This is a genomic window from Nonomuraea sp. NPDC047529, assembly GCF_040642995.1.
Classification (GTDB): Bacteria; Actinomycetota; Actinomycetes; order Streptosporangiales; family Streptosporangiaceae; genus Nonomuraea.
In genome coordinates, this window is record NZ_JBEYTJ010000063.1 from 1 (window position 1) to 23379 (window position 23379).

21 protein-coding genes are annotated in these 23379 nt (G+C 71.2%); 8 read left to right on the forward strand and 13 right to left on the reverse strand.

Annotated features, from left to right (window positions below; translation table 11 throughout):
- Both ABZ815_RS49460 and ABZ815_RS49465 read left to right on the forward strand, forming a co-directional pair.
- A partial coding sequence (locus ABZ815_RS49460; RefSeq protein WP_357709549.1) for a beta-ketoacyl reductase occupies positions 1-1324 on the forward strand: 1324 nt, incomplete at its 5' end.
- A 92-nt stretch (positions 1325-1416) separates the two neighbouring features.
- Positions 1417-2913, forward strand: a complete 1497-nt coding sequence (locus ABZ815_RS49465) for an AMP-binding protein (protein WP_357709552.1) — start codon at positions 1417-1419, stop codon at positions 2911-2913.
- Between the two features lies 1 nt (position 2914).
- Here ABZ815_RS49465 and ABZ815_RS49470 read toward each other — a convergent pair whose 3' ends face one another.
- The 5 genes from ABZ815_RS49470 to ABZ815_RS49490 are packed head-to-tail and all read right to left on the reverse strand — an operon-like array spanning position 2915 to position 6441.
- On the reverse strand, positions 2915-3349 hold the full coding sequence (locus tag ABZ815_RS49470; RefSeq protein WP_357709554.1) for an HIT domain-containing protein: 435 nt from the start codon (positions 3347-3349) through the stop codon (positions 2915-2917).
- Positions 3346-4437 (reverse strand): glycosyltransferase family 4 protein, encoded by a 1092-nt coding sequence (locus tag ABZ815_RS49475; protein WP_357709558.1) that lies wholly within the window; start codon positions 4435-4437, stop codon positions 3346-3348. The genes ABZ815_RS49470 and ABZ815_RS49475 overlap by 4 nt, the downstream gene beginning before the upstream one ends.
- Entirely contained in the window at positions 4434-4958 is a 525-nt protein-coding gene (locus tag ABZ815_RS49480) for a hypothetical protein (protein ID WP_357709561.1), read from the reverse strand. The genes ABZ815_RS49475 and ABZ815_RS49480 overlap by 4 nt, the downstream gene beginning before the upstream one ends.
- Positions 4955-5482, reverse strand: coding sequence for a dCTP deaminase (dcd, locus tag ABZ815_RS49485; protein WP_357709564.1), 528 nt, complete (start codon positions 5480-5482; stop codon positions 4955-4957). Before dcd ends, ABZ815_RS49480 begins: the two co-directional genes overlap by 4 nt.
- Entirely contained in the window at positions 5479-6441 is a 963-nt protein-coding gene (locus ABZ815_RS49490; RefSeq protein WP_357709567.1) for a diiron oxygenase, read from the reverse strand. Before ABZ815_RS49490 ends, dcd begins: the two co-directional genes overlap by 4 nt.
- Before the next feature lie 379 nt (positions 6442-6820).
- Between ABZ815_RS49490 and ABZ815_RS49495 the strand changes: the two genes are divergently transcribed.
- Positions 6821-8629 (forward strand): glycosyltransferase, encoded by a 1809-nt coding sequence (locus ABZ815_RS49495; protein WP_357709570.1) that lies wholly within the window; start codon positions 6821-6823, stop codon positions 8627-8629.
- A gap of 25 nt (positions 8630-8654) precedes the next feature.
- On the opposite strand, the gene ABZ815_RS49500 is transcribed toward ABZ815_RS49495, so the two are convergent.
- From ABZ815_RS49500 to ABZ815_RS49515, 4 genes are all read right to left on the reverse strand, one after another.
- A complete protein-coding gene (locus ABZ815_RS49500; protein WP_357709573.1) occupies positions 8655-10442 on the reverse strand; it encodes an ABC transporter ATP-binding protein in 1788 nt (595 codons plus the stop codon).
- Positions 10439-12265, reverse strand: coding sequence for an ATP-binding cassette domain-containing protein (locus ABZ815_RS49505; RefSeq protein WP_357709576.1), 1827 nt, complete (start codon positions 12263-12265; stop codon positions 10439-10441). Before ABZ815_RS49505 ends, ABZ815_RS49500 begins: the two co-directional genes overlap by 4 nt.
- The gene (locus ABZ815_RS49510; RefSeq protein ID WP_357709579.1) at positions 12262-13863 is read right to left on the reverse strand and encodes a hypothetical protein; all 1602 of its coding nucleotides are present in this window, start codon (positions 13861-13863) and stop codon (positions 12262-12264) included. The genes ABZ815_RS49505 and ABZ815_RS49510 overlap by 4 nt, the downstream gene beginning before the upstream one ends.
- A 236-nt stretch (positions 13864-14099) precedes the next feature.
- On the reverse strand, positions 14100-15305 hold the full coding sequence (locus ABZ815_RS49515; protein ID WP_357709582.1) for an ROK family transcriptional regulator: 1206 nt from the start codon (positions 15303-15305) through the stop codon (positions 14100-14102).
- A gap of 529 nt (positions 15306-15834) precedes the next feature.
- Here ABZ815_RS49515 and ABZ815_RS49520 point away from each other — a divergent pair.
- Both ABZ815_RS49520 and ABZ815_RS49525 read left to right on the forward strand, forming a co-directional pair.
- On the forward strand, positions 15835-15969 hold the full coding sequence (locus ABZ815_RS49520; protein WP_357709585.1) for a hypothetical protein: 135 nt from the start codon (positions 15835-15837) through the stop codon (positions 15967-15969).
- 213 nt (positions 15970-16182) lie between these two features.
- The gene (locus ABZ815_RS49525; protein ID WP_357709588.1) at positions 16183-17052 is read left to right on the forward strand and encodes a hypothetical protein; all 870 of its coding nucleotides are present in this window, start codon (positions 16183-16185) and stop codon (positions 17050-17052) included.
- On the opposite strand, the gene ABZ815_RS49530 is transcribed toward ABZ815_RS49525, so the two are convergent.
- Positions 17034-17687, reverse strand: a complete 654-nt coding sequence (locus ABZ815_RS49530; protein WP_357709591.1) for a flavoprotein — start codon at positions 17685-17687, stop codon at positions 17034-17036. The two genes, ABZ815_RS49525 and ABZ815_RS49530, sit on opposite strands and share 19 nt — an antisense overlap.
- A 59-nt stretch (positions 17688-17746) precedes the next feature.
- Between ABZ815_RS49530 and ABZ815_RS49535 the strand changes: the two genes are divergently transcribed.
- The 3 genes from ABZ815_RS49535 to ABZ815_RS49545 are packed head-to-tail and all read left to right on the forward strand — an operon-like array spanning position 17747 to position 20453.
- On the forward strand, positions 17747-18508 hold the full coding sequence (locus ABZ815_RS49535; RefSeq protein ID WP_357709594.1) for an SDR family NAD(P)-dependent oxidoreductase: 762 nt from the start codon (positions 17747-17749) through the stop codon (positions 18506-18508).
- A gap of 29 nt (positions 18509-18537) precedes the next feature.
- Entirely contained in the window at positions 18538-19590 is a 1053-nt protein-coding gene (locus ABZ815_RS49540) for a hypothetical protein (RefSeq protein WP_357709597.1), read from the forward strand.
- Positions 19591-19619: 29 nt separating this feature from the next.
- The gene (locus ABZ815_RS49545; RefSeq protein ID WP_357709600.1) at positions 19620-20453 is read left to right on the forward strand and encodes a PIG-L family deacetylase; all 834 of its coding nucleotides are present in this window, start codon (positions 19620-19622) and stop codon (positions 20451-20453) included.
- A gap of 15 nt (positions 20454-20468) precedes the next feature.
- Here ABZ815_RS49545 and ABZ815_RS49550 read toward each other — a convergent pair whose 3' ends face one another.
- From ABZ815_RS49550 to ABZ815_RS49560, 3 genes are read right to left on the reverse strand one after another with little or no spacing between them, the layout of a single operon-like run.
- Positions 20469-21653, reverse strand: coding sequence for an MFS transporter (locus ABZ815_RS49550; protein ID WP_357709603.1), 1185 nt, complete (start codon positions 21651-21653; stop codon positions 20469-20471).
- Complete coding sequence (locus ABZ815_RS49555) at positions 21634-22170, reverse strand: GNAT family N-acetyltransferase (protein ID WP_357709606.1); 537 nt, start codon at positions 22168-22170, stop codon at positions 21634-21636. The genes ABZ815_RS49550 and ABZ815_RS49555 overlap by 20 nt, the downstream gene beginning before the upstream one ends.
- On the reverse strand, positions 22167-23366 hold the full coding sequence (locus tag ABZ815_RS49560) for a type III PLP-dependent enzyme (RefSeq protein ID WP_357709609.1): 1200 nt from the start codon (positions 23364-23366) through the stop codon (positions 22167-22169). The genes ABZ815_RS49555 and ABZ815_RS49560 overlap by 4 nt, the downstream gene beginning before the upstream one ends.
- Positions 23367-23379 lie beyond the last annotated feature (13 nt).

Genomic DNA, 23379 nt, shown 5'->3' on the forward strand with positions numbered 1-23379 from the left:
CCCACACCCCGACGGCACCACCCTCATCACCGGCGGAACCGGCGGCCTGGGCAGCATCCTGGCCCGCCACCTGGCCACCCACCACCACACCCGACACCTCCTGCTGGCCTCCCGGCGCGGCCCCCACGCCCCCGGCGCCGACCAACTACGCCAAGACCTCCACACCGCAGGCGCCCACGTCGACATCATCGCCTGCGACCTGTCCGACCCCACCCAAATCGCCGCGCTCCTCCAACGCATCCCGGCCCGGCACCCGCTGACCGCGATCTACCACACCGCCGGCATCCTCAACGACGCCACCCTCACCACCCTCAACCCCGCCCAGACCGACCAGGTCCTGCAACCCAAAGCCGACGCCGCCTGGCACCTGCACCAAGCCACCACCAGCCTCGGCTTGGACCTGGCCCAGTTCGTCCTGTATTCCTCCTCCGCCGCCACCCTCGACAGCGCCGGCCAGGGCAACTACTCAGCCGCCAACGCCTTCCTGGACGCCCTGGCCGTCCACCGCACCCGCCTGGGCCTACCCGCCCAATCCCTGGCCTGGGGCATGTGGGACCCCCGAACCGGCGGCATGACCCACCAACTGGCCACCCACGACCTGCAACGCCTGACCCGCTCAGGCTTCACCGCCATGGACGCCCACCACGGCATGAACCTGCTGGACACCGCACAAGCCACCCCAGAACCCTTCCTGATCCCGCTCCCCATAGACCGACGAGCCCTCGCCACACGACCAGACGGCGTCCCCGCGATCCTCCGAGCCCTGACACCCGCCCCCAAACGCCGTACCGCCGAGGCTGCGCCCGCCCCTGAGACCCGCACACCACTGGAACAGCGGCTGGCGGGGTTGCCGGTGGCCGAACAGGAACAGATCGTGCTCTCCGTGGTGCGCTCGGAGGTCGCCGCCGTGGTCGGGCACGCCTCCGGAGACCAGGTGGACCTGGACAAGTCCCTCAGCGAACTCGGCTTCGACTCGCTGACCTCGGTCGAGCTCCGCAACCGCCTCAGCCAGGTCACCGGACTACGACTGTCGGCGACGCTGGTCTTCGACCATCCCACCGCGGCCGCCATCGCCGAGCACGTCGGCGACCAGGTGCTTCCCAAGAAGGAATCGGTCGAGTCGCGGGCCATGCACAACCTGGATGAGCTGGGCCGGCTGCTGAAGGAGATCTCCGCCGACGGAGAGGCGGCGACCGCTCTCACGGTGCGCCTCCAGAAGCTCATGGACGACTGGCGCGGAGGCCGTCCCCAGGCGAACAAGGACGGCGATGTGCGTACGGCCGATGCGGACGAGCTCTTCACGATGATCGACGAGGGCCTGTGAGGTCTCACGACTCCGCCGGCACTCAGAGGCCGCACCCCGGCACCATCCATCCGGCAGAAGCGGGAGTCCTAGTGAGCGGCTTGAATCCAACGGTGGCCCCTCCGGCGCCGCGGCTCGTGCACCACCTGCTGGACGACGCCGAGGCCGCGAACCCCGACGGCATCGCGGTGCGCGACGCGAAGGGCGGCTGGAGCTACCGGCAGGTGGCCGAGCTCAGTCACGCCGTCGCCGCCTGGCTGGCGGACGCGGGTGTGGAACCGAGTGACCGGATCATCGTGCGGCTGCCCAACGTGCGCGAGGTGGTCCCGCTGCTCTATGGCGCCTCCCGCCGTGGCGCCGTCTTCGTGCCGCTGAATCCCGGGATGAAGGCGTATCACCTGCGCTCGGTCCTGGAGGACTCCGAGCCCAAGCTGGTCATCGGGGGCGGGGAGGCCATGCGCGCGATCACCGACCTGCCGGTGTACGAGATCGACGACCTCTGGCAGAAGGTGCGGACGCTCGCGGACCAGGGCGGGTCGGCCGAGTCCGCGCAGGTCCGCGCGCAGGACGTCGCCGTCCTGATGTACACCTCGGGCAGCACGGCCGCGCCCAAGGCGGTGGTGTGCCCGCACGCGCAGGTGACGTTCGCGGCCTCGGCCATCAACGCGATGCTCGGCTACGGGCCGGACGACGTGGTCTTCTGCCGGTCGCCGATGTCCTTCGACTACGGGCTCTACCAGATCTTCCTGTCCGCCCTCGGGAACGCCGAGCTGGTGCTGGCCGGCGACGGGCCCGACCTGACGGTGCTGAGGCGGATCCAGGAGTGCGGCGCGACCGTCGTGCCCGTCGTCCCTTCGCTGGGCTCCATGCTCGCCACCCTCGGCAGGCGCGCTCCCGGCGCCGCGTCGGCGGTGCGCATGGTCACCAGCACTGGCGCCGCGCTTCCCGCCGCCACGATCGAGGGGCTGCGCGAGTGTTTCCCCGGCGCGCGCGTGGTGCGGATGTACGGCGTCACCGAATGCAAACGGGTCACGATCATGGAGCCCGAGCTGGACCGGGAACGCCCCGACTCGGTCGGCCGCGCCCTGCCCGGAACGCGCGTGCTGATCCTCGGCGAGGACGGCACGCCGTGCCCTCCCGGCACGACGGGGGAGATCGTGGTGATCGGGCCCAACGTGATGGCGGGTTACTGGCGCGCCCCCACGCTGACCGCCCGCACCTACCGGCCGGACGGGTCCGGCGGGACGCGCCTGCACACCGGCGACTACGGGCACCTCGACGAGGACGGTTACCTCTACTTCGAGGGCCGGCGCGACGACACGTTCAAGCGCAGGGGAACGCGGATGAGCACCACCGAGATCGAGGCCGCCGCGCTGGACATCCCGGGCGTCCGGGCCGCCGCGGCACTGCCTCCACACGGCCGGCACGATCTGGCGCTCCTCGTCGAAGGCGATCTGGAGCCGCACATCGTCCTGCGCGAGCTGGCGGAGCGGCTGGAGTCCGCGAAGGTGCCCGCGCTCTGCCGCGTCCTGCCCGCCCTACCGCTGACGCTCAACGGCAAGAACGAGCGCACGAAGCTCGCCCGGCTCCTGGAGGAGGGGCGGGAGTAGATCAAGAAAGCGGCGGCAGGGCCAGGCGAGCGCGCACGGGTTCCAGCGAAGCCAGGCTGACGGGTGCGGCCGACCAGGGGCGGTGCAGATGGTCGGCGTCTTCGCGGGGGACGAGATGAAGATGGAAGTGGAAGACGTCCTGCCAGCCGGCGGCGCGATTGGCCTGGAAGAGGGTCATGCCGTCGGGAGCGAGCACCTGCTTGATGCGCGCGGCCATCCGGTGGGCGGTCCGCATCACCGCCGCCGCGTCCTCCGGTGAGATGTCCCAGATGTCGGCTGCGTGGGCTTTGGGGATGACGAGGGTGTGGCCCTCCGTCACCGCGGTGATGTCGAGGAAGGCCATGGTCGACTCGTCCTCGTACAACAGGGCTGCCGGGAGGCGGCGGCCGGCGATGTCACAGAAGACACATCCGGCACCGGAAAGGGTACTCGTCACCGGCCGGCCTTCCGCAGCAGCTGATCGGACAGCTCCCGCAACGCCCGCGCGGTCCTCGACAACGGGAACCGCGCGGCGTTACGGAACCCGGCCGCACGCAGCTCGTCCAAGGCCGAGCCGTCCTTCGCCAGCCGCATGACGGCCTCCGGCAGCGCGGAGCGGTCCGAGAAGGTGAGAGCCGAGTCGCCCAGCACCTCCGCCAGCCCCGGGACCGGCTGATGGAGCACCGGAAGACCGCACGCCTGAGCCTCCACGGCGACCAGCCCGAACGCCTCCAGCCTCGTGGAGGGGACGACCAGCAGGTCCTGCTGCGCGAAGGCCCGCCACAGCTCCGGGCGGGTCAGCCAGCCGAGGTATCGCACGCCGGACATGTCCGTGACGCGCTCCAACGCCCGGTACTCCGCCACAGGTGCGGCGACACTCAACCGAACGCCCTCGACGCCCGCGACCGCTTCCAGGAGCGCCCCGCCCTTCTCGTCCGTGAGACGCCCCGCGTAGAGCACGCGGAACTCCTCTCCTCCGTACGGCGTGCGCTCGGGAGGGGCCGTGAGCAGGTGATCGGGAATGCCCCACGGGATGTGCACGACGCGGGAGCCGTCGCAGGGGAGCAGCCCGGCCATGGCCGCCGTGGGCACCACGATCGCGTGAGCGGCGGCGACGGCCTCGCGGAGAACGGCCTCCTGGCTCGGATGGTCCATGGCGAACAGCAGATCCGTCCCGTGCACCAGCGCGACCGACGGCAGATCGGGAAACGCGCGCAGCAGTGCGGGCGTCGCCCCGAACGCCAGATGTTGCAGGTGCAACAAGCCGTGCTCGCCCGCCGGGAACCGTTTCCGGATCGCGTCGGCCAGGTCGTCGACGTACGCCCAGAACCCCGGACCGTCCAGCTGCTTGCCGGGGACGTCGAGCAGGACGGGCGACCGCGCGCCCGGGTCGCCGCCGAGCATGAACACGTCGGCCGCGATGAGCGGCTCCGGCCCCAGATAGAGGTCGTGCAGCAGTTCGACGCTCCCGCCCGGGCTGCCGTGCGGCAGGTCCAGCCCGGTCAGGATCGCACCGCCGCCGCGGGCGGCCGTGCCCTGGGTCACTGGAACTCCTGGTACAGGTGCGAGATGTCGATCCCCCGGGTCTGCCGGTACTTCGTTCCCATGTGCTGATAGCTGGCCATGGCCCCGTGCGCCACCAGAAAGATGATCTTACCGAACGTCATGTACGGGTAGACGCGCACCGGCCGGGCCACGCGGATCTCAAGGGTCCAGTTGATGGAGTGGCCGGCGTGCCCCAGCGGCGCGGAGACGTGCACCCAGACGCCCAGCCCGCCCACGGTGTGGTTCCCGTTGATCATCTGCGCGTAGCGTTCGGAGGAGGTCCGCTCGTAGGTGACCCCCAGGTAGAGCCGTTCCGGCCGCAGGACCATGCCCTCGGGCGGTATCGGCTCCTCCACGTACGTGGTGACGGCGGCGGCGTCGAACTCCCGGTCGCAGACCCGGATGCGGTCGCCCAGCCGCCAGTCGTAGGCGTTGGGGGACAGGCGCCCGGGGTCGAACGGCTCGATGACGATGTCACCGCAGCGCACGGCGGCGGCGATCGCCTGCCCGGTGAGGATCACAGCGGAGCCATCCGGTCGTGCCAGTAACGGGAGGCCTGAGGGCCCGAGGCCGCCTGGTACTTGCCCGCGTAGAGATCGATCTCCCCGCAGGACACGAAGAACATGATCTGACCGATCTTCATGCCGGGGTACACGCGCAGCGGGCGGACCGGGGACAGCATGAGCGTCCACTGACCGTGGAACCCGATGTCCCCGATGGGGGCGGTGATCTCCACGAAGAGGCCGAGCCGCCCGACGGAGGAGCGACCGAACAGCAGCGGGACGTAGACGTCGGAGCCGACCCGCTCCACGGTGTGCCCGAGGTAGAGCTCGTCGGGCTGGAGGACGAACCCCTTCTCGTCGATCGAGACGGCCTGGGTGCGATTGGCCTCATGGGCGTCGACGACCACGTCCGGGTAGGTCAGCAACGTGTCGCCGAGCCGTACGTTGTAGCTGTTCGGATTGACCTGGTCGAGGCTGAAGGGCGAGATGTCGATGCGCCCGTCCCCGGTCGCCTGGATGATCTCCGGGCCGGTGAGGATCACGTCGTGATCCGGTTCGTCGCGAAGTCGAACTCGACGCGATCCTCGATCTCCAGCTCGCGCACCAGCCGATGCACGCCGGAGAAGTCGGTGACGAGCAGGTCGTTGCCGGGAAGGGACCGGCAGTCCTCGATGATGTCCCTGGCCTTCGGGATGTCGGCGAACTCCAGCAGCTGCGGCCACATGTCGTAGTCCTCGGCGCCGAAGGCGATGATCCCCTGCGGGAGGTTCCTGATGAAGAGGTCCTGCTGCTTCCTGTCGAGCTTGCGGAAGACCTCGCGCATGATCTCCAGCATCACCGGCCCGTGCGCGGCCTCGTCCCTCGAATGCAGCCGGGCGACGAGCGCGTGCATCGGCTGGATCGTCTTGTCCGAGGCCATGAGGTCGAGGAACGCGTTGACGCTGATCTCGCCGACGGCCGTCCACAGCAGGTAGAGCAGGTCGCGCTCCCATCGCTCGCCGGCCTGCGCCTCCAGGGCGTACAACGTCCGGTTGGTGATCGCGTGGGAGTACCGCTCGGGCTCGCCGGTGAGCTTTCTCGCCTGCCGGGTCCGGCGCATGGCGAGCATGTGCATGTAGGTGTGCCACACCTCGTCGACATGCGATTGCTGCACCGATTCCCTGGCCGCGGCGCTCTCCACTCCGGGAAAGACGCCATGGGCCAGCATCTCGAATGTCGGATTGGCCACGAACTCCTCGGCGGCGATGACGCGTTCGTTCCACATCAGCCAGGCCAGCGTGTTCACCAGCCTTTGCCGGTGCTCGTCGGCCGCCAGGAAATCAGGATGCTCACCGAACGGCAACAGCGACACGGGATAGTCGAACAGTTCCGGATCATATGCCTCGGGGTGAGTCACGTTGTTCAGGTCCGTACGGATGGTCGCCCGCCTCGGCCAGGCGGCGGCCAGGCGGTGGAGCGTGGTGGGGTTTATCGCGCCGAGTTCATCGATTCGGGTCGTCACGTCGACCTCTCCCTGGGCTGCCCGCCCTCTTCGTGGACGATTAGCGCTGGTTCCGGGGTGCTGCTGGACATGGTGCCGGGCGCATTTATTCAGCCCCTGTTGCTATGTGAACAATCCGCGAGCCGAGCTCGCCGAAGGGCCGCACGGCGGAATATCGATGAATTGTCGCGGCGTTCGCGACGCGTGCTCCATGCTCTTCGCGCCCGCAATACCTGTCAAGTCGGGGTGTGCCTTCGAGAAGCGGCTGTGTATCGTTTCGCGAGTATTCGAGCGGGAGCGACATGCGGGAGTTGCGTTGACGCAATCAGGTGGCGAAAATGAAAACCACGATTCGACGACCCGCTCGATTCCGGGTGCCCGCCGGCTCGTTCAGCGGGGGTTGTTCGCCGGCCCCTCGGACGTCGTCGCCGCCGACCTGTACGCCGCCGTCGTCCGCGGACCCGTCACCCGAACCCGCACGACGCTGAGTCTGGGACCGTCCGCGAAGGTCTCCGGCGACACCTACTTCGGCCGGTTCCCGGCGAGCTACTGGCAACGCTGGACGGACGTGACGGAGGTCCGCGTCGAAGCGCGGGTCTCCGGCGAGGGACGCCTGTCGATCGGCGCCTCCGACACGAAGGGGCCCGCCAGGGTCGTCGCCACCTGCACGGTGCAGCCGGGCATGCGCGACGTCGTGCTGGTCGCGCCGCTGGACAGGTTCGTCGACGGCGGCTCCCTCTGGGCCGAGCTGGAGACCGACCCCGGCCGGCGGCTGACCGTCGAACACCTGCGCTGGACGGTCGGGACGCCGCCCGCACGACGCCCGGCGGCACTGGTCATCTGCACGACCGATCGCCCCCTCGACTGCCTGGCCACCCTGAACGCGCTGACCTCCGACGAGACCGCGCTGGAGGCGCTCGGCAGGGTGTACGTCGTCGACCACGGCGCCGACCGGCTGGGGGAGTGCGCGGGCTTCCAGGAGGTCGCCCGTCGACTCGGCGAACGTCTGCACTATCTCGTCCAGGCCAACCTCGGCGGGGCGGGCGGCTTCACCCGCGGTCTCGTGGAGCTGGCGGGCGATCCCGCGACCGAGACGATGAGCGCCCTGTTCATGGACGACGACGTGCTGCTGGAGCCGGACGTGATCATCCGGCTCACCGCGTTCGGCGACCACACGGCGCACCCGATGATCGTCGGCGGGCAGATGCTCAACCTCTTCCATCCCGGGATCCTGCTCGCCGACTCCCAGCAGTGCGACATCGACGGGCTCCAGCCCGGGCTGCCGATGCCGTACGGCATGCAGGACGTGGATCTCCTCCACGACGCCCTGCAGGAACGCCGGCTCGACGCCGGCGCCAACGGCTGGTGGGCGTGCCTGATCCCGCGCGAGGTGGTCGACGGCATCGGATATCCCCTGCCGTTCTTCTTCCAGGCGGACGACGCCGAGTACTCCTACCGCGCCCGCGCGCACGGCTTCCCCACGATCACCCTGCCGGGCGCCGGCCTGTGGCACGCCGACTTCGCGGCCAAGGACCTGGACGAGCTGAACCGCTACTTCCTGCTGCGCAACTACCTGATCATCTCGGCGCTGCACGGCAGGTTCGGCCGACGCCGGCTGCTGACCAAGCTCGGCGGCGAGCTGGTCCAGCACCTGCTGTCCATGCGGTACGGCCTGGCCGCCACGCTCCTGAAGGCCGTCGAGGACTTCCTGACCGGACCCGAGGTCCTGGCCGACGGCGGCGTCACCGCCCTGTCCGAGGTCCGCGAGCTGCGGGCGGCCTTCCCCGAGACGAGGCCGCATCCGGCCACCCGCCTGCCCGGCGTCGCCTCCGACGAGCTCCGCATCGTCAACGCCGGCCCGAGGCCGCGCCTGGTGACGATCAGGCGCATGGTGGCCGGGCTGTGCGGGCGTCATCGACACGCGCTCGGCGCGATCCCGCACGACGAGGCGTACTGGTGGCATGTGGCGCTCTTCAGGGTCGCGGTCGTGACCGACGCCTCCCAGCGAGGCATGCGGGTCAGGCGGTACGACCGGCGGCGCATGCTCTCCCTCGCCGCGCACGGCGGCAAGGTGCTGTTCAGGCTCCTGACGCACGGCGCGGCCGTCCGGGAGCGGTACCGGCGGGCGTTGCCGGAGCTGTCCAGCCGCGAGAGCTGGGCGCGCATCTACGGTCTGCCCAGGTCGGAGCCGGCCCCGGCGGCCCGTTGACCTGCCGGGAGCCGCGCGGCCCAGGTCAGCGGTAGAGCCTGGCCTGCAGCCCGAACAGCTCCGCGTACAGGCCGCCCGCTTCCATGAGACCCGCGTGGTCACCCGTCTCCGCCGCCCTGCCCTGATGCAGGACGACGATCATGTCGGCCAGCCGGACGGTCGAGAACCGGTGCGACATGAAGATCGTGATGGTGCCCGACTTCCGCGCGGTCTCGCGGGAGGACGCGGCGTACTGCTCGAACAGCGCGTGCTCGGCCGCCGCGTCGAGCGCCGACGCGGGTTCGTCGAGCAGCAGGAGCAGCGGATCCTCGCGCAGATGGCACCGGCTCAGGCCCAGACGCTGCCACTGGCCCTCGGAGAGCCCGACGCCGTCGCCGTAGCCGTGGCCGAGGAGACCGTCGAGCCCGCCGGGCACCGTGTCGAGGATGCCCTCGATGCCCACTCGGCGCAGCGCTCCGGTGAGCGCCTGGTCGTCCTGGATCAGGTCCGGGCGGCCGAGGCCGACGTTCTCCCGCAGGCGCAGCTCGAACCTGGCGAAGTCCTGGAAATGCGTGGCCAGACGGGCTCGCCACAGTTCGGGGGAGAACTCCCGCAGGTCCACGCCGTCGATGAGGATTCTGCCCGCGGTGGGCTCGTAGAGGCCGCACAACAGCTTGATCAAGGTGCTCTTGCCCGACCCGTTCTCGCCCACGACCCCCACGGTGCCGCCGTGCGGGATGTCGAGCGTCACGTCCCGCAGGACGAGGCGATCGGTGCCCGGGTAGGCGAAGCTCACGTTCTCCAGCCGGATGCCGCGCGTCAGGCGGCGGGGGAGCGGGCGCCGGGCCGGCCGGGTCTCCGTCCGGCCGCCCAGCCTCGCGCGCAGCGTGGCCAGCCGGTCCTGGGTGAGCCCGCTGGTCTGGAGCAGGACCAGCAACGCGAGCGCGCTGGAGACCTGCACGCTGACCTGCACGGCGAGCGTGATCACGAGCACCACCTGCCCGAGGTCGGCCCGGCCGGCGAGCGCGCTGGAGATCACGGTGACGATCGCCCCGCCGTAGGCCAGGGCGAACAGCAACTGAGCCAGGGCGCGCACCAGCGCGCTCTTGAGCTGAGCCCGGGCCAGCAGGGCGGACACCCGCGACCAGCTGCTGCCCTGCCGGTCGAGAAGTTCCCGCTCCGACCCGAAGATCCGCACTTCCTTGACGCTGGCCGGCGAGGTGGCGACGGCCAGGAGATGCGCGGCCAGCCGCGTGCTCTGGCTGCTCTGCTCCTTGGCCGCGTCGACCAGGCGTTGCGCGTGGCCGCCCAGCAGGACCGGCGGCAGCGCGGCGGGCAGCAGCAGGATCAGCCAGGGGTTCAGCCACCCGAGCACGACGGCGGTGACGGCGACCTGGAGCGCCAGGCCGCAGAACTGGAGGAGCGCCTCGATGCCCGCGCGGGTCTGCGCGATCCCCTCACGGATCAGCGCGACGGACCCCGTCACCTGCGGATCGTCGAAGTGGTCGAGCCCCCGAACGCCATGGACGAGCTCGCCGAGCTCCGCGCTGAGCTCGATCTCGACGAGCTCTCCGACCTCGAAGTACGCCAGATGCGCGAAGTGCACGGCCATCAGCTCGACGACCAGCAGGACGCTCACGGCCAGCGCGAACCGGGTGGCCGTCGCGACATCCCCGCCGATCACGGCGTTGGTGAAGGCCATGAGCGTCAGAGCGATCAGTGGCGTGGACAGGTAGCCGAGGAGCACCAGCACCGCCGCCCGCGTCAGCCGCCCACGATCGGCTCGCGCGGACAGGGCGAACAGCGCCCCGGCCGTGCGCACCAGGGATCTCATCGGGTCGCCTCCAGCGAGGGGTCGTGGTCACCGAAGCGCTGAGCCTGCAGGCGGAAGAGGCCGGCATACCGGCCGTCCAGCCGCATGAGGCCGTCATGAGAGCCGCACTCCACGACCTGGCCGCCCTCCAGGACGACGATCTGGTCGGCACGCCGGACCGTCGAGAACCGGTGCGAGATGACGACCGTCGTCAGGCCCTGGGTCAAGGTCAGGAACCGGTCGTAGAACTCGGCCTCGGCCCGGACGTCGAGCTGCGCGGTCGGTTCGTCGAGAATGAGCACGGACGCGCCCCGGTCGACGGCCAGCAGCGCGCGGGCCAGCGAGATGCGCTGCCACTCCCCGCCGGACAGGTCACGGCCGCCGGAATAGGCCCTGGACAGAGGCGTGGACAGCCCGCCGGGAAGGGAGCGCAGCAGCTCGCCCGCGCCCGCGCGCTCGGCCGCCGCCAGCAACGCGGCCTCGTCGTGGATCAGGTCGGGGGCGCCGAGGCCGATGTTGTCGGCCGCGCCGAGCTCGTACCTGACGAAGTCCTGGAAGATCACCGAGAGCGATCGCTGCCATGCCCGAGGGTCGATGTCCCGCAGGTCGACGCCGTCGACGAGCACCCGGCCGGCATCCGGGTCGTAGAAGCGCGCCAGCAGTTTCACCAGCGTGGTCTTGCCCGCGCCGTTGAGGCCGACCACCGCCGTCGAGCGCCCCACGGGGATCTCCAGATCGAGCCCCCGCAGGACGGTCTTCTCGCCGTAGCCGAACACCACGTCGTCGAACCGGATGGCCCGCCGCGGCGGCTCCAGGACGGCCCGGGCCGTCGTCCGCACGCCGGCGGCCCGGGCGGCGGCCCGCTCGAACTCGACCATCGCGTGATACGCCTGCAGCCCGACCTGCGTCTTGACGTCGCTCTCCGGGAAGTAGACGCCGTACCGGATCGGCACGAGCGCGGCCTGGATCGCCAGGGAGAGATCCAGCAGGCTCAACCCGCCGCCCGCCGCCTCCCGGGCCAGGATGACCATCGTGAGGGCGCCGCCGACCAGCGCGACCAGCGCATACCTGAGGAAGGGCGCGAAGCAGATCCGCCGGCGGCCCGACCACAGCAGCGCCAGGTAGCCGCCCGAGTCGCCGTCGTGCCGGTTCCGCAGCCAGGGCAGGATCCGCAGGACCCGGATGTCCTTGGCCCACTGCGGGGTGGTCAGCAGGCCCCGGAGGTAGACCGCCATGCGCCGCTCGCCGGCCAGGCCGTCCCACAGCTGGGAGAAACGCGCCAACGACCTGCGCTGGCCGGTCCTGATGACGATCGCGGTGGCCGTCGCGATGACGCCGGGGAGGATCCCGAGCACGACGCCGATGAGCACGGCGGCGGTCGCCAGATGCGTGTAGCGGGCGATCAGCGCGAGGGTTCCGGCGACGGCGTCCCCCGGGGTCGGCTGCACCCGGTCGAACCCGTCCCGCGCGTCCGCCAGCCTGTTGGCCGTCTTCTGCTCGTCGAGGGCGCTCATGGGCGCGTCCACCAGCGCGGACAGCATCACGCGCCGGATGCAGCGGCCGTCGACGCGCCGCGTCACCATCTCGGCCAGGGCCAGCTGGAAGGGGACGAGGAGCTGCTGGAGCACGAAGCTGCCGATCGCCAGCGCGATGGCCACGGCCAGGGCCTGGGTGTCGGCCTGCACCAGGCGCTGGAACATGACGCCGGTCCAGAGGATGAACGCGGCAGGCAGCGCCCCGATCAGCACGTTGAGCCCGATCGAGGCCCCGAGCAGGCCGGCACCGGCCTTGGGGGCGAGCTCCAGGATGGCGGCCGCGTCGGCGGTGGCTCTCCCGAACCTCACAGGAGGTCTCTCACCGCGGCCAGGCGCGCCCCCAGGTACCGGCGGTTGAGCTGGTCGACGAGCGGTCCGGAGACGTGAGCGGTGAGGAAGTGCAGGCTCTCGGCGAGGCCGGGGAGCCTGCTGGAGACGGGCAGTACTCGATCCATGCTTTCGTCCTCGTCGAGTGCGGTGAGTGCGCGTCGGATCTCGTCGTCGCCGAGCGGGCCGGCCGCGTTCGCGGTGTACTCGGCCCAGAAGGCCGCGCGGGTGCGCAGCCGCGTCCCCGGGGGCCTGCCGCGCAGCGCCAGCAGGTGCCTGGCGGAGATCTCCTCACAGCTGAGGAGCGCCAGCACGGGCAGCGGGGAGGAGCCGTCGCGGTACGGCGTCACCGACCGCGTCGGCATCCTCGTGCGCGGCTCCGCCCGGCACCACGGGCACGGAAGCACGTCGAACAGGATCTCCGCCTTGAGGACGTCCATCCTGATCTCGCAGGGCGGCACCGCCGTGACGACCGCCGCCTCGCGCCTGGCCATCCTGCCGATCAGCTCACCGCTGCCCGCGGCGGCGCTGCTCGCCCGGAACCCCGCCAGGCACGTGTCGATCAAGGCAGCTCTGCCCGGTTCGTCGACCTCGTCCTGAGGGGACACGCCGGACTCGACCCACGAGGCCACCGCCGCGCGCAACGCCGGACGGTCCCTTCCGTCCTTCGCGGGGAAGCGGGAGACGTCGGCTCCCAGGAGATATCCGGCGGCCCAGAACTCCAGGCTCACCCGGTCCCGGTCGCCGGCGTGCGCGCGCCAGCTCTCGACGACGTGTTCGGCCTCGACGTCCAGCAGGCGGCACCAGTCGCGCCAGTACCAGCCGTAGAGATGGTCGACGGGCTCGCCGGTGCCGGGCCTCGTGAAGCGGATCAGGCAGCGGGAGTCGTAGACGTCCACGGTGAACGGCGGGACGCCCGCGTCGGGCGGCGGCTCGTCCGTCCCGTCGTCCCAGTAGCCCTCGGGCAGCTCCAGGGCGTCCGCGAACACGGTCGCGTGCCGGGAACCGTGGTTGTCGTTGCCGGCGATGCTCGGCAGGTCCGCGTGGTCCAGCAGGTTCGGGACGGCGGCGGTCACCGGTATGCCCTGCTTCCGGCAGAAGACGGTGACGGCCTCGTCGTCGGCCCGGAACTCGTCGGGAAGCGTCCGGAGATACGTCGCGAGGGCCCGCGCGTGGTGCGCCGGGAGCACGAACCCGAGGGTGGGGGTGTACTCGTGCCGCGACACGGGCGCCCAGCACGAGCCGAGGGCCGCCGCCCGCCGTACGCGGTAGGAGTTGCGCAGGCTGACGTGGTTGACGTACAGGGCGATCCCGTGGTCCGGGCGCTGGGCGACCACGGAGCGCAGCTGTGCGACGAACTCCTCGGCGATCACCGCGTCGTCCTGGAGGACCAGGTGATGGGTCGCGTCGGGGGGAGCGGCGGCCCAGGCGAGCTTCGCGGTCCGCAGCGGGCTGGGGGCGGCGTCCGGGTCCGGATCGCGTACGAGGACCGGTGTGAGGGGCCCGCACCGCTCGGCCAGGGCTTCGGCCCGGCGCGTCCGGCTGGGGTGGTACATGACGGCGAGGCTGATCTTCAGCACATGGAGCTCCTCACGGGCTCAGCCGGAAGACCGAACGAACCCGGTCCCGGCGCCTGCCGGGCGAGCTCGAAGACGGGGTGGACGGCGCGGCGCTCGTTCCGGGCCGCTTCCGTCCTCGCGGCCTGCGCCTGCTCCGGACGGGGGGCGACCGAGAAGGCGGTGCTCGGCGTGGGGTTCGGCGACCGGTCAGAGGGCAATCTGCCACAGCGGTCACCAGGACGTCTACATCGCCGGGCTCAACCGCCGAAGAACACCTGCTCGCGTGCCTGCTCGACCGCGACGAGCAAGGCGCCACGCACGACGGGATTGTGCGGGATCCTGCTGGCCTCCACCCGAGGACGGGCCAGGCACATCCCGGCGACGGCCGTCTGCACGCGGCCGGCCAGCTCGTCGCCTCCGGCGGTGCCGACGTCGCTGCCCAGCACCACCAGCTCGGGATCGAGCACGGTGCAGATCGAGGTGACGCCGAGCGCGATCCGCTGCGCCAGCTCGTCGAGGAAGGCGGCCCCCGCGGGCGTGGCGGCCGCCGTGCCGGCCGCCACGGCGACGGCCCCCGCGGCGCTCTCGGCCACGATCCCGTGCTCGGCGGCCAGCTTCTGGACCGCCCGCCAGCCCACCAGTGACTGGAAGGCGGCGCCCACCTCGTGGCGGTTGCGGTCGAACTCGCCGTCGCTCAGGGGCGCGCCGGGGACGGGCATCCAGCCGAGCTCCCCGGCCGCGCCCACCGTCCCGCGCAACAACTGGTCGTCCACCATGGCGGCCGATCCGGGACCGCGCCCGATCCAGACCAGGATGAAGCTGCGGACGTCGCTCGCGGTTCCCAGTGCCCGTTCGGCGATGGCGGCGAGATTGACGTCGTTGTCGATGGTGATGGGCATCCGCAGCTTCTGGCGCAGGACCTCGTTCACGTCACCCCGCCAGGCGGGCATGTCATAGCAGAAGCGGATGTGGCTGGTCGTCGGGTCGATGACGGCCGGGAGGGAGATCACGCACACCTGGACCTGGGCGACGTCGATCCGGGCGGCCTTCGTGAGGTAGGTGACGATCGACTGGATCGTCCTGGTGGGATCGACGGTGGGGTCGGTCGCCACCGCCGTCTCCGCCAGCACGTCTCCCGAGATGTCGGCGAGAACGGCGGTCGTGGCGTCCAGGTAGACCACGATCCCGACGACGTAGCCGCAGGACGGGTTGAGCCCGTAGAGAGCCGCCGAGGGGCCTCGTCCGCCCTCCTGCACGCCGACCTTGATGAGGAAGCCCCGATCCTCCAGGCGCGACAGGACGTTGCTGGCCGTCACCTTCGACAGCCCGGTCATCTCGCTCACCTGCGCCCGGGTCATCGCTCCCGACGAGCCCAGCAGCTTCAGCGCGGCACGATCGTTGAGCTCACGTAATAGACGCGGACGCCCGGGCTGTGCCTTTATATGATCCAACCTGCCCCGCAAAGCACTCCCTCGGTCGGCCGAAGCAAGGCGACCATCTCCAGGATGGAATCTTCCCCAAGGGGCCGAGGCGGGAAACGATCACCAGTCGTTCAGGAAAGCGATCTTCGAACTCTATCCCAATCACCTGGCCGTGCCCGGGGGATTCGTGCACGGCGCAGCGCCGGTTCCGGCGCCGGTTCTGTCGGGCCCCGGACGGCCGGCGGCCGGAAGCCGTCGAGTGGCCACTTTTGCCACTTGAACGCCCGCCGGTCCGGTCCGGCGGGGCGTTCACGGCTGATCCCCGGCCCCGGTGCATAACAGCGTGATCGGTAAGACCGGTAGGTGCCGCATTTCGCCGGCCGCCGTTATGCTGATCTCTGTCGGAGACCGCCGCGCACAAGCGTCCATTCAATGGAATGTCCAAAGGCCGCGCGAATTCTTGGCCGAATTTGCCGCCCAGGGGGCGTGGTAACGAATCCAGGGGTTGTTCGCGCGTGGCGGCCGTCGATATCCATGACGCAATGAGGTCGGTCAGATGTGGAGGTAGTTCATGACGCTCAACGTGAACGAGCAGCCGAACAGCACCTGGCTCGCGGCAATCGACGGCAAATGGGATGACCTGGTAGAGATCATGAAACAGGACGATCTGGAGGCGATGGAGGTCGCCGGCATCCACGCCTGCTGACGTCCGCCGACCGTGCGTCGTTCAGGCGGTGAACGCGGAACGCCCTCCTCGCGGCCCGGCGTGGTGTTCCTGACCCGAGGACACGGGTTCGGTCACGCGGCGCGGGATCTGCGCATCCTGGAATCCGTCCGCGGAATGCTGCCGGACGCCGACATCAGCCTGGCGTCGTCCGGTTCGGGCTGCAGGTATTACGGCTTGCACGGTGTCCCGTTCGTGGATCTCGGGATCCCGGACGACGCCGACATGACCCACGCGGCGGGCCGGCGGGTGTTCGAGTTCCTGACGAGCGCCGGCCGGCCCGACCTGGTGATCGCCGACGAGGTGGTCTGGGCGCTGCCGATCTGCAAGGACGCGCTCGACGTGCCCTGCGTGCTGATCACGGACTGGTTCTTCTCCCAGTGGGGACGCCCGCGGGCCAACGCCCTGCTGAACAAGGCCACGGCCATCGTCGTGCCGGACTTCCGGGACGCGCACGAGGAGCTTCCGTACATCACGGTGCCGGTGCACTTCACCGGGCCGCTGGTGAACAGGTTCGGGAACGACGGGAATTCGGCACGCCACGACCTGGGAGTCCCGCCGGACGCGTTCATGGCCGTCGTCACCCTCGGCGGCATGACGGATCGGCCGGAGGCCCGTCAGATCGCGGCACTCGCGCTGGAGGCGTGGCGGTCGCACGCCGGCCCGCGGGATCGCCTCTTCGTCCTGGCCGGACCGGACGCCGATGATCCCTTCCCGCGCGGCGGCGTCACCTGGGTGGGCGTCACACAGGATCCGGAACCGTACTTCTCCGCCGCGGACGTGGTGGTGGCGGACGCCGCCGGGTTCACCGTCTGCGAGCTGAGCCGGAGCGACATCGCGGTCGTGACGGTGGAGGCGGGCGTGTTGAACGACGCCACCCGCAGACGCCTGCGGCTGCTCGCCGACGCCGGTGCGACGACGGGCGTGACCGTCCGGGCGAGCCCGGACGACCTGTGGCGGCACATGAGGGCTGCCAGGGCGCCGCGTCCGGCCGGTGACGAACCGGTGTGGGCGACCGCCGACGACGTGGCGGCCCGCATCCTGGCCTACCTCGGCGGGACCTGAGGATCGGCCTGTCGCCGGCCGAGTCGTTCCTCCAGGCAGCGGACGAGCGTGGGGAGCGGCACGGCGGCGCCGCCGTCCCGGCGGTCGGTGGTCAGGCTGATGCCGGGCCGGGGAGGCAGGACGACGACGTTCGGGCGTTCGGTGAGCGTTCGGACATGGGCGCGCAGCGCGGGACTCTCCCATCCGCCAGGAGGCAGGGAGAGCGCGAGACCGACGGGAACGGTGGTGCATTGCAGAGCCAGCAGCGACGGGGTGTCCGCCAGGCCCAGCGCCAGGCGCGCGAGAAACTGAAAGGTGGCCGGCCACACGATGACGGCGTCCGGCCATTGCGCCCATTCGACGTGCCGGGCGCCCGTCTCCGCGTCGTCGGACCACTGGTCGGACCACTGGTCGGACAACGCCTCGTGGCCGGAAAGGGCGGTGAGCGCGGCGCGCGTGACGAATTTCTCCGCACTTCTCGTCACCACGGTCCGGCAATCGAGACGCGGATAGGAGACGCGCAGCCAGCTGAGCCAGAATGGCAGGTTGGCCACGCCGATGGAGCCCGTGCCGATCAACAGCAGCCTGGCGCAGCTGAAAGCGGGAGGCCGGGCGGGCGCGGCCGTTTCCCGTGGATTCACGGCATCAGCCGTCACGGCTTCTCCCCGGATCGGCGGACTTTTCAGTGAGGGTACACGTCGTCGAAGGAGAATCGATGGGAGAGCGGTACGCGGGCCAGGCGGTACTCGTGACCGGAGGCGCGTCCGGCATCGGCCGCGCGGTCGCGGCGGCATTCGCCGACGAGGGCGCCGGCGTGATAATCGTGGATCGTGATGAATCGGCTCTCGCCACGACCCTGGCGCAGTTCCGGGAAAAGGGAAAACCGGTCGCCGGAGTGAGCGCCGACATCAGCGCCGAGGCGGATGTCGCCCGTGCCGTGAAAAGCGCGGCGGCCGAGTTCGGGCGTTTCCACGTCGCGGTGAACGCGGCGGGAATTCTGCACGGACGCGGCGAACTGGCGGACCTGCCGGAGAATGACTGGCAGACGGTGCTGAACAACAATCTGACCGGCACCTGGCTGTCGATGAAGCACGAGATCGCGCACCTGCGGTCGCACGACGGCGGGGTCGTCATCAACATCGGGTCGGTCGTGGGCACGCGCGTGACGATCCCCGGCCTGGGCGCCTACGCCGCGACGAAGGCGGGCATCGCCGCGCTGACCCGTACGGCGGCCCTCGAATGCATCGCCGACGGGATCCGCGTCGCGCTCATCGTGCCCGGCCCCATCGACACGGCCATGTCCCGGCTCCCGGGCGAGGGGGACGCGCAGCGGGACGCCCGGACGGCCAGGGAACTGCCGATCGGCCGGATCGGCCGCACCGGCGAGGTGGCGGGCGCGGCCCTGTGGCTGGCGTCGCCGCAGGCCGAGCTCTTCGTCGGTCACGAACTCGTCCTGGACGGGGGCAGCACGGTCTGACGGCGGCGTGGATCGGGAAGGAGGCGGCCTTGGCCGCGGACGTGGTGCTGTCGGCAACCATCATGGCTCATCCGCGCAGAAGGGCGGACGCGCTGGCCCTGCGCGCCCGCCATCCGGAGATGGGCTTCACCCTCGCGCTCGATCCCGACCCCGGAGGGCCGTCCTCGGCGCTGCGGACCGCGCGGGTCGCGTGGGGCATGGCCCGCGCCGACGCGACCCACCACCTGGTGGTCCAGGACGACGCGCGGTTGTGCGCGGGATTCCTGCCGCTCGTGCGCCAGGCGATCGGGCTGCGCCCTCGGGACGCGATCTGCCTGTTCACCGAATGGGGGTCCGACAGCTCGTACAACGTCCGGCTGGCGGCCCTGGGCGGGAGCACCTTCGCGCAGGTCGTCGATCACTACATCCCCACCGTGGCGCTGGTGCTGCCCGCGGACGCGGCCCGCGAGTTCGCCGGCCGGAGCCTGCCGGACATCCCCGAGGACGACATCGCCCTCCGTCACTTCCTGGACGAGAAGGGCGTCTCGCAGGTGGTGCTCGTGCCCAACCTGGTGGACCACCTGGGCGGGGAGAGCCTGCGGGGCAACGCCGCGATGGGGGAGCGCCGGGCCGCCTGCTTCCTCCCGGCCCCCCGGGGCACGGGCTGGTCCGGGCACGTCGTCGCCCCGGCGGTGCTTCCCGTGCTGTCCACCATGGACGGGGGCATCCCCCGCTGCCTGGTGCGAGGTGACCACGGAGGCTGGGCGCGCCGGGACGCCTTCCACGTACTCAGGTCGCACGGAGTGGACGCGCAGGCGGTCATCTCCCAGGGCAAGGACGTCGTCGAAGGTCACGCCGGACTGGGGCAGAAGGAGCGGAACCTCTTCTTCGGGCTGTGGCTCACCGGCTACAGCCTGGGCCTGATCGCGCGAACCGCCGCGCACGCCCGGTCCGGTCCGCCCGCCGGGCCGGAGGTGACCCGATCCCTGGAGTCGGCCTCCTCCGGGATCCTTCGGACCGCCGGAGACCAGGCCGTTCCGCAGGCGCTGCGCACCGCCATGGCCGACGGTGTGCGCCGGGCCTGGGAGGCCGGCCATGCCTGACGCGGACGCGGTCGAAGGGAACGGCGGCCATGCCTGACGCGGACGCCGCTCCACCGAGGGTCGCCGTCGTCTCGCCGCACCTCGACGACGCGGTCCTGTCCATCGGCGCCTCCATCGCGGACTGGACGAGCCGGGGAGCCGAGGTGCGGGTCATCACGGCATTCGCCGGGGACGCGCCGAGCCTCCTGTCACCGGTGGCCCGCGCGTACCACGACTCCAGCGGCCTGGGCGCGGACGCGATGGCGACGCGACGGGCGGAGGACGAGGCGGCGGCCGCGGCGGTGGGCGCGTCCACCTGTCACCTGCCCTTCCCGGACGCCGTCTACCGGAGACGCGAGGACGGGTCGTGGCTGTGTGACGGCATGCGCTCGATGTTCGACTCCCGGCTGCCCGAGGACGGACGGCTGGGTCCGGACCTGGCGAACGCGATCACCGAGCACTGCCGAGGGGACGCCGCTCCGCACGTGCTGGTCACCTGCGCGGGCTTCGGCGGACACGTGGATCACCGGCTGACCCGGCGAGCGGTCCTGGCGGCGGCCCGCGCGACGGGGCTGCCCGCGATGTTGTGGGAGGACCTGCCGTACATGCTGGGGTCGAGGAGGCGGGGGATCGCGGGATCGGCCTGGCCGTACGCCGCCGCCCCGGCCGCCTGGGAGCACAAGTGGCGGGCCGTGGAGGCGTACGGTTCCCAGCTCAGGCTCCACTGGCACGACGACCGATGGCGGACCCAGCTGCACGAGCACGCGGTCGATCGCGGGGACGGGGTCGCCGTGGAGCTCTTCTGGCCGGAGGCGGCGGGAGCGGCCGAGGGGACGGACCGTCCGCCCCCGTGGCTGCGACAGCGCGACGACCGGCCCCGCTGAGCGGGCGGGAGCGGATCAGGGCGCGGGCGCGCTCGTCCCCTCCACCGCCGGGGCGGGCCAGCGGATCCAGGTGGCGCAGACGCACACCAGCAGGGCCGCGACGACGACCGCTCCCATGCCCCACACCAGGCTGCTCGCGCCGGCGATGAACCCGATGATCGGCGGCCCCGCCAGCAGCCCCGTCGTCCCCATGGACGCCACCAGGGCCAGGGCGTCGGTGCCCTGCCGCGCGGCGGCCACGTAGATGCACGGCGTCACAGCCGCGATGCCGATCCCGACGCAGGCGAAGCCGAGCAGGGTGGGGATCAGCCCGCCGGTCAGGAGGGCGAGCCCGAGCCCGACGCCGGCCAGGACGCTTCCGGCGCGGACGACGAGGCCGTCGCCCCACCGGCTGCGCCAGCCGTCGGCGAACACGCGCGCCGTCACCATCGTGACCGAGGCCACGGCCACGCCCATGGGCACCAGCTGCGGCGGCGCGCTGACCACGTCCTTGAGGTACAGGGCCGACCAGTCGGTGATGGAGGCCTCGGTCACGGTGCCGAACACCATCGCGCAGCCCATCCAGACGGTGAGGCGGGTCGGCACGGGCAACCCGCGGCGGGCCTTGGCCGGTGCCGGCTCCTCGGGCGGGGGCGCGTCGGCCAGGAGACCCCTTCGGGCGTACGTCGTGAGCAGGAGGATGAGCGCGGCGGCCAGCACGAAGTGAACGAGGACGGCCGGCGTCAGCGAGGTGGCGCCCGAGGCGAGGACCGCGCCGAGCAGGGCCCCGCCGCTGAAGGTGGCGTGCAGCCTGCTCATGGTGGTGCGCCGGAAGCGGGATTCGAGCGCGGCTCCCTGGGCGTTCATGGCGACGTTCAACGCGCCGGCGCCGATCCCGTCACCGCACATGATGACCAGCGCGGTCGGGTAGTTCGGCGCCACGGCCAGGGCGATCAGGAGGACGCCCATGTACAGGGCCGAGAACAGCGCCAGACGTCGTGACCCGAGACGCTTGGTCAGCACCGGGACGAGGGAGAAGGACAGGACGCCCCCGACCCCGCAGGCCATCAGCAGCAGGCCCACCTCGGCCTCGCTCAGCCCGAGCCGCGCCTTGATGTCGGGCAGCCGGGCCGCCCAGGTGGCGTACTGGAACCCCAGCGTGCAGAACAGGGCGGCGACGGCCAGTTGTGCCCGTCGAAAGTCATGGGGCGCACGCGACATGCGTTTCAGTCCCTCCCGTTGCGGTGACCGGCGTGGACATGTACCTCGAACGCCGGCCGTAGCAGCTCGGGACGGCGATCTCTCGATGGGCGTCGTAGCCCTGCGCGGACCAGAAGGGCTCCGTGCCCTCGACGGCGACCAGGGAGATGTGTTCGAACCCCGCCCGTTCCGCGTGCGCGCTCAGGTGGCGCAGGAGCAGCCGGGCCAGCCCCCTGCCGCGGAAGTCCTCGGCGATGACGAGGTCGTGCAGGTGCAGGTTGGCCGAACGGAAACGTTCCCGCTCCGGCCTGGTCAGGTCCGGGAAGCGGAACATCGGGTACGGCAGGGCGATCACGTAGCCGGCCGGCCTCCGCCCGCACTCCAGGAGGAAGCAGGTGTCCGGCGAGACCTCGGCCCGGGATCGGAGCGCGGCCCGGCCCTCCGACAGGCCCGCGTCGCCGTACACAACGGACTCAAGAGCCGCGATGTCGTCCCAGTCGCCGTCGGAGATGCCCCTGATGCGCACGTCCTGGCTCATCTGCCCTCACCTTCCGGCGGGAGGTCGCGCTCGCGATCGACGCAGACATAGGGGAGTGGGCTGAAGCCGTTGAAGCCCTGCGTCGTGTAGCTGGTGGCGTAGGCGCCGCAGGACAGCAGCCAGACCGGATCTCCCGACGCGACGGCCCTGGGCACGGGGACCGTGACGCGGCCCTCGTTGAACGTGTCGTGGTTGTCGCAGGTGGGGCCCGCGACGATCGCCTGGACGTGGTCCCTGCCGGGATGGGTGGGAAAGATCATCGGGTACTGCACCGCGTCCATCTCGTACAAGCCGTTGAACTTGCCGCAGCTGAGGTACAGCCAGTACTGGCGCTCGCCGTCGGCCCGGCGTCGTGTGGACAGCCGGCACACGTGCGCTCGCAGGGCGCCGTGGTCGGCGACCAGATGCCGTCCCGGCTCCATGACGAAGTCCAGCGCGTGGTCCGAGATCTCCCGCAGCCGCTGCATCCCTTCCCGGATCACCGCGAACATCTTGTCCAGCGGCGGATTCAGCGGCCTGCCCCCGTGGTCCAGGTAGCCGAGCGCGGGCAGTCCACCGCCGAGGTTGACCCGGTCGAGGGGGATCCCGCGCCGGTTCAGGGCGGCGAGGACGTCCGCCAGACCGGCCAGGGCGCTGATCCACGCCTCGGCCGTCATCTGCTGGGAGCCGACGTGGAGGGAGAGGCCCGCGGGGATCAGGCCCGCCGCCAGCGCGGCCTCCAGGACGATGGGCACGTCGGCGGCCGAGCAGCCGAACTTGTCGCTCAGGCTCCACATCGCGCCCCGGCCGTCGGTGGCCAGCCTGCAGAACACCCGGGCGCCGGGAGCGTGGGCCGCGATCGCCCGCACGTCCTCCACGCTGTCGGTGGCGAAGTCCCGGACGCCGAGCCGGTACGCCTCGGCGATGTTCCGGTCGGACTTGACGGTGTTGCCGTAATGGATCCGGTCGAGGGGGGCGCCTGCCGCGATCGCCTGCGCCACCTCGTTGGGGCTCGCCGCGTCGAAGCCGGAGCCCTTGCGCGCCAGGCAGGACAGCACCTCGGCGACCGGGCACGCCTTGATCGCGAATCGCACCGAGACGCCGGGCAGCTCGCGCAGCAGCGCCGCGTACCGTTCCTCGATGCCCGGGAGATCGAAGACGAACCTGTCCTCGGTGGCGGCCTCCAGTGCGGCCAGCAGGCGGGCCGTGACGTGCATGACGGTTCCTCTT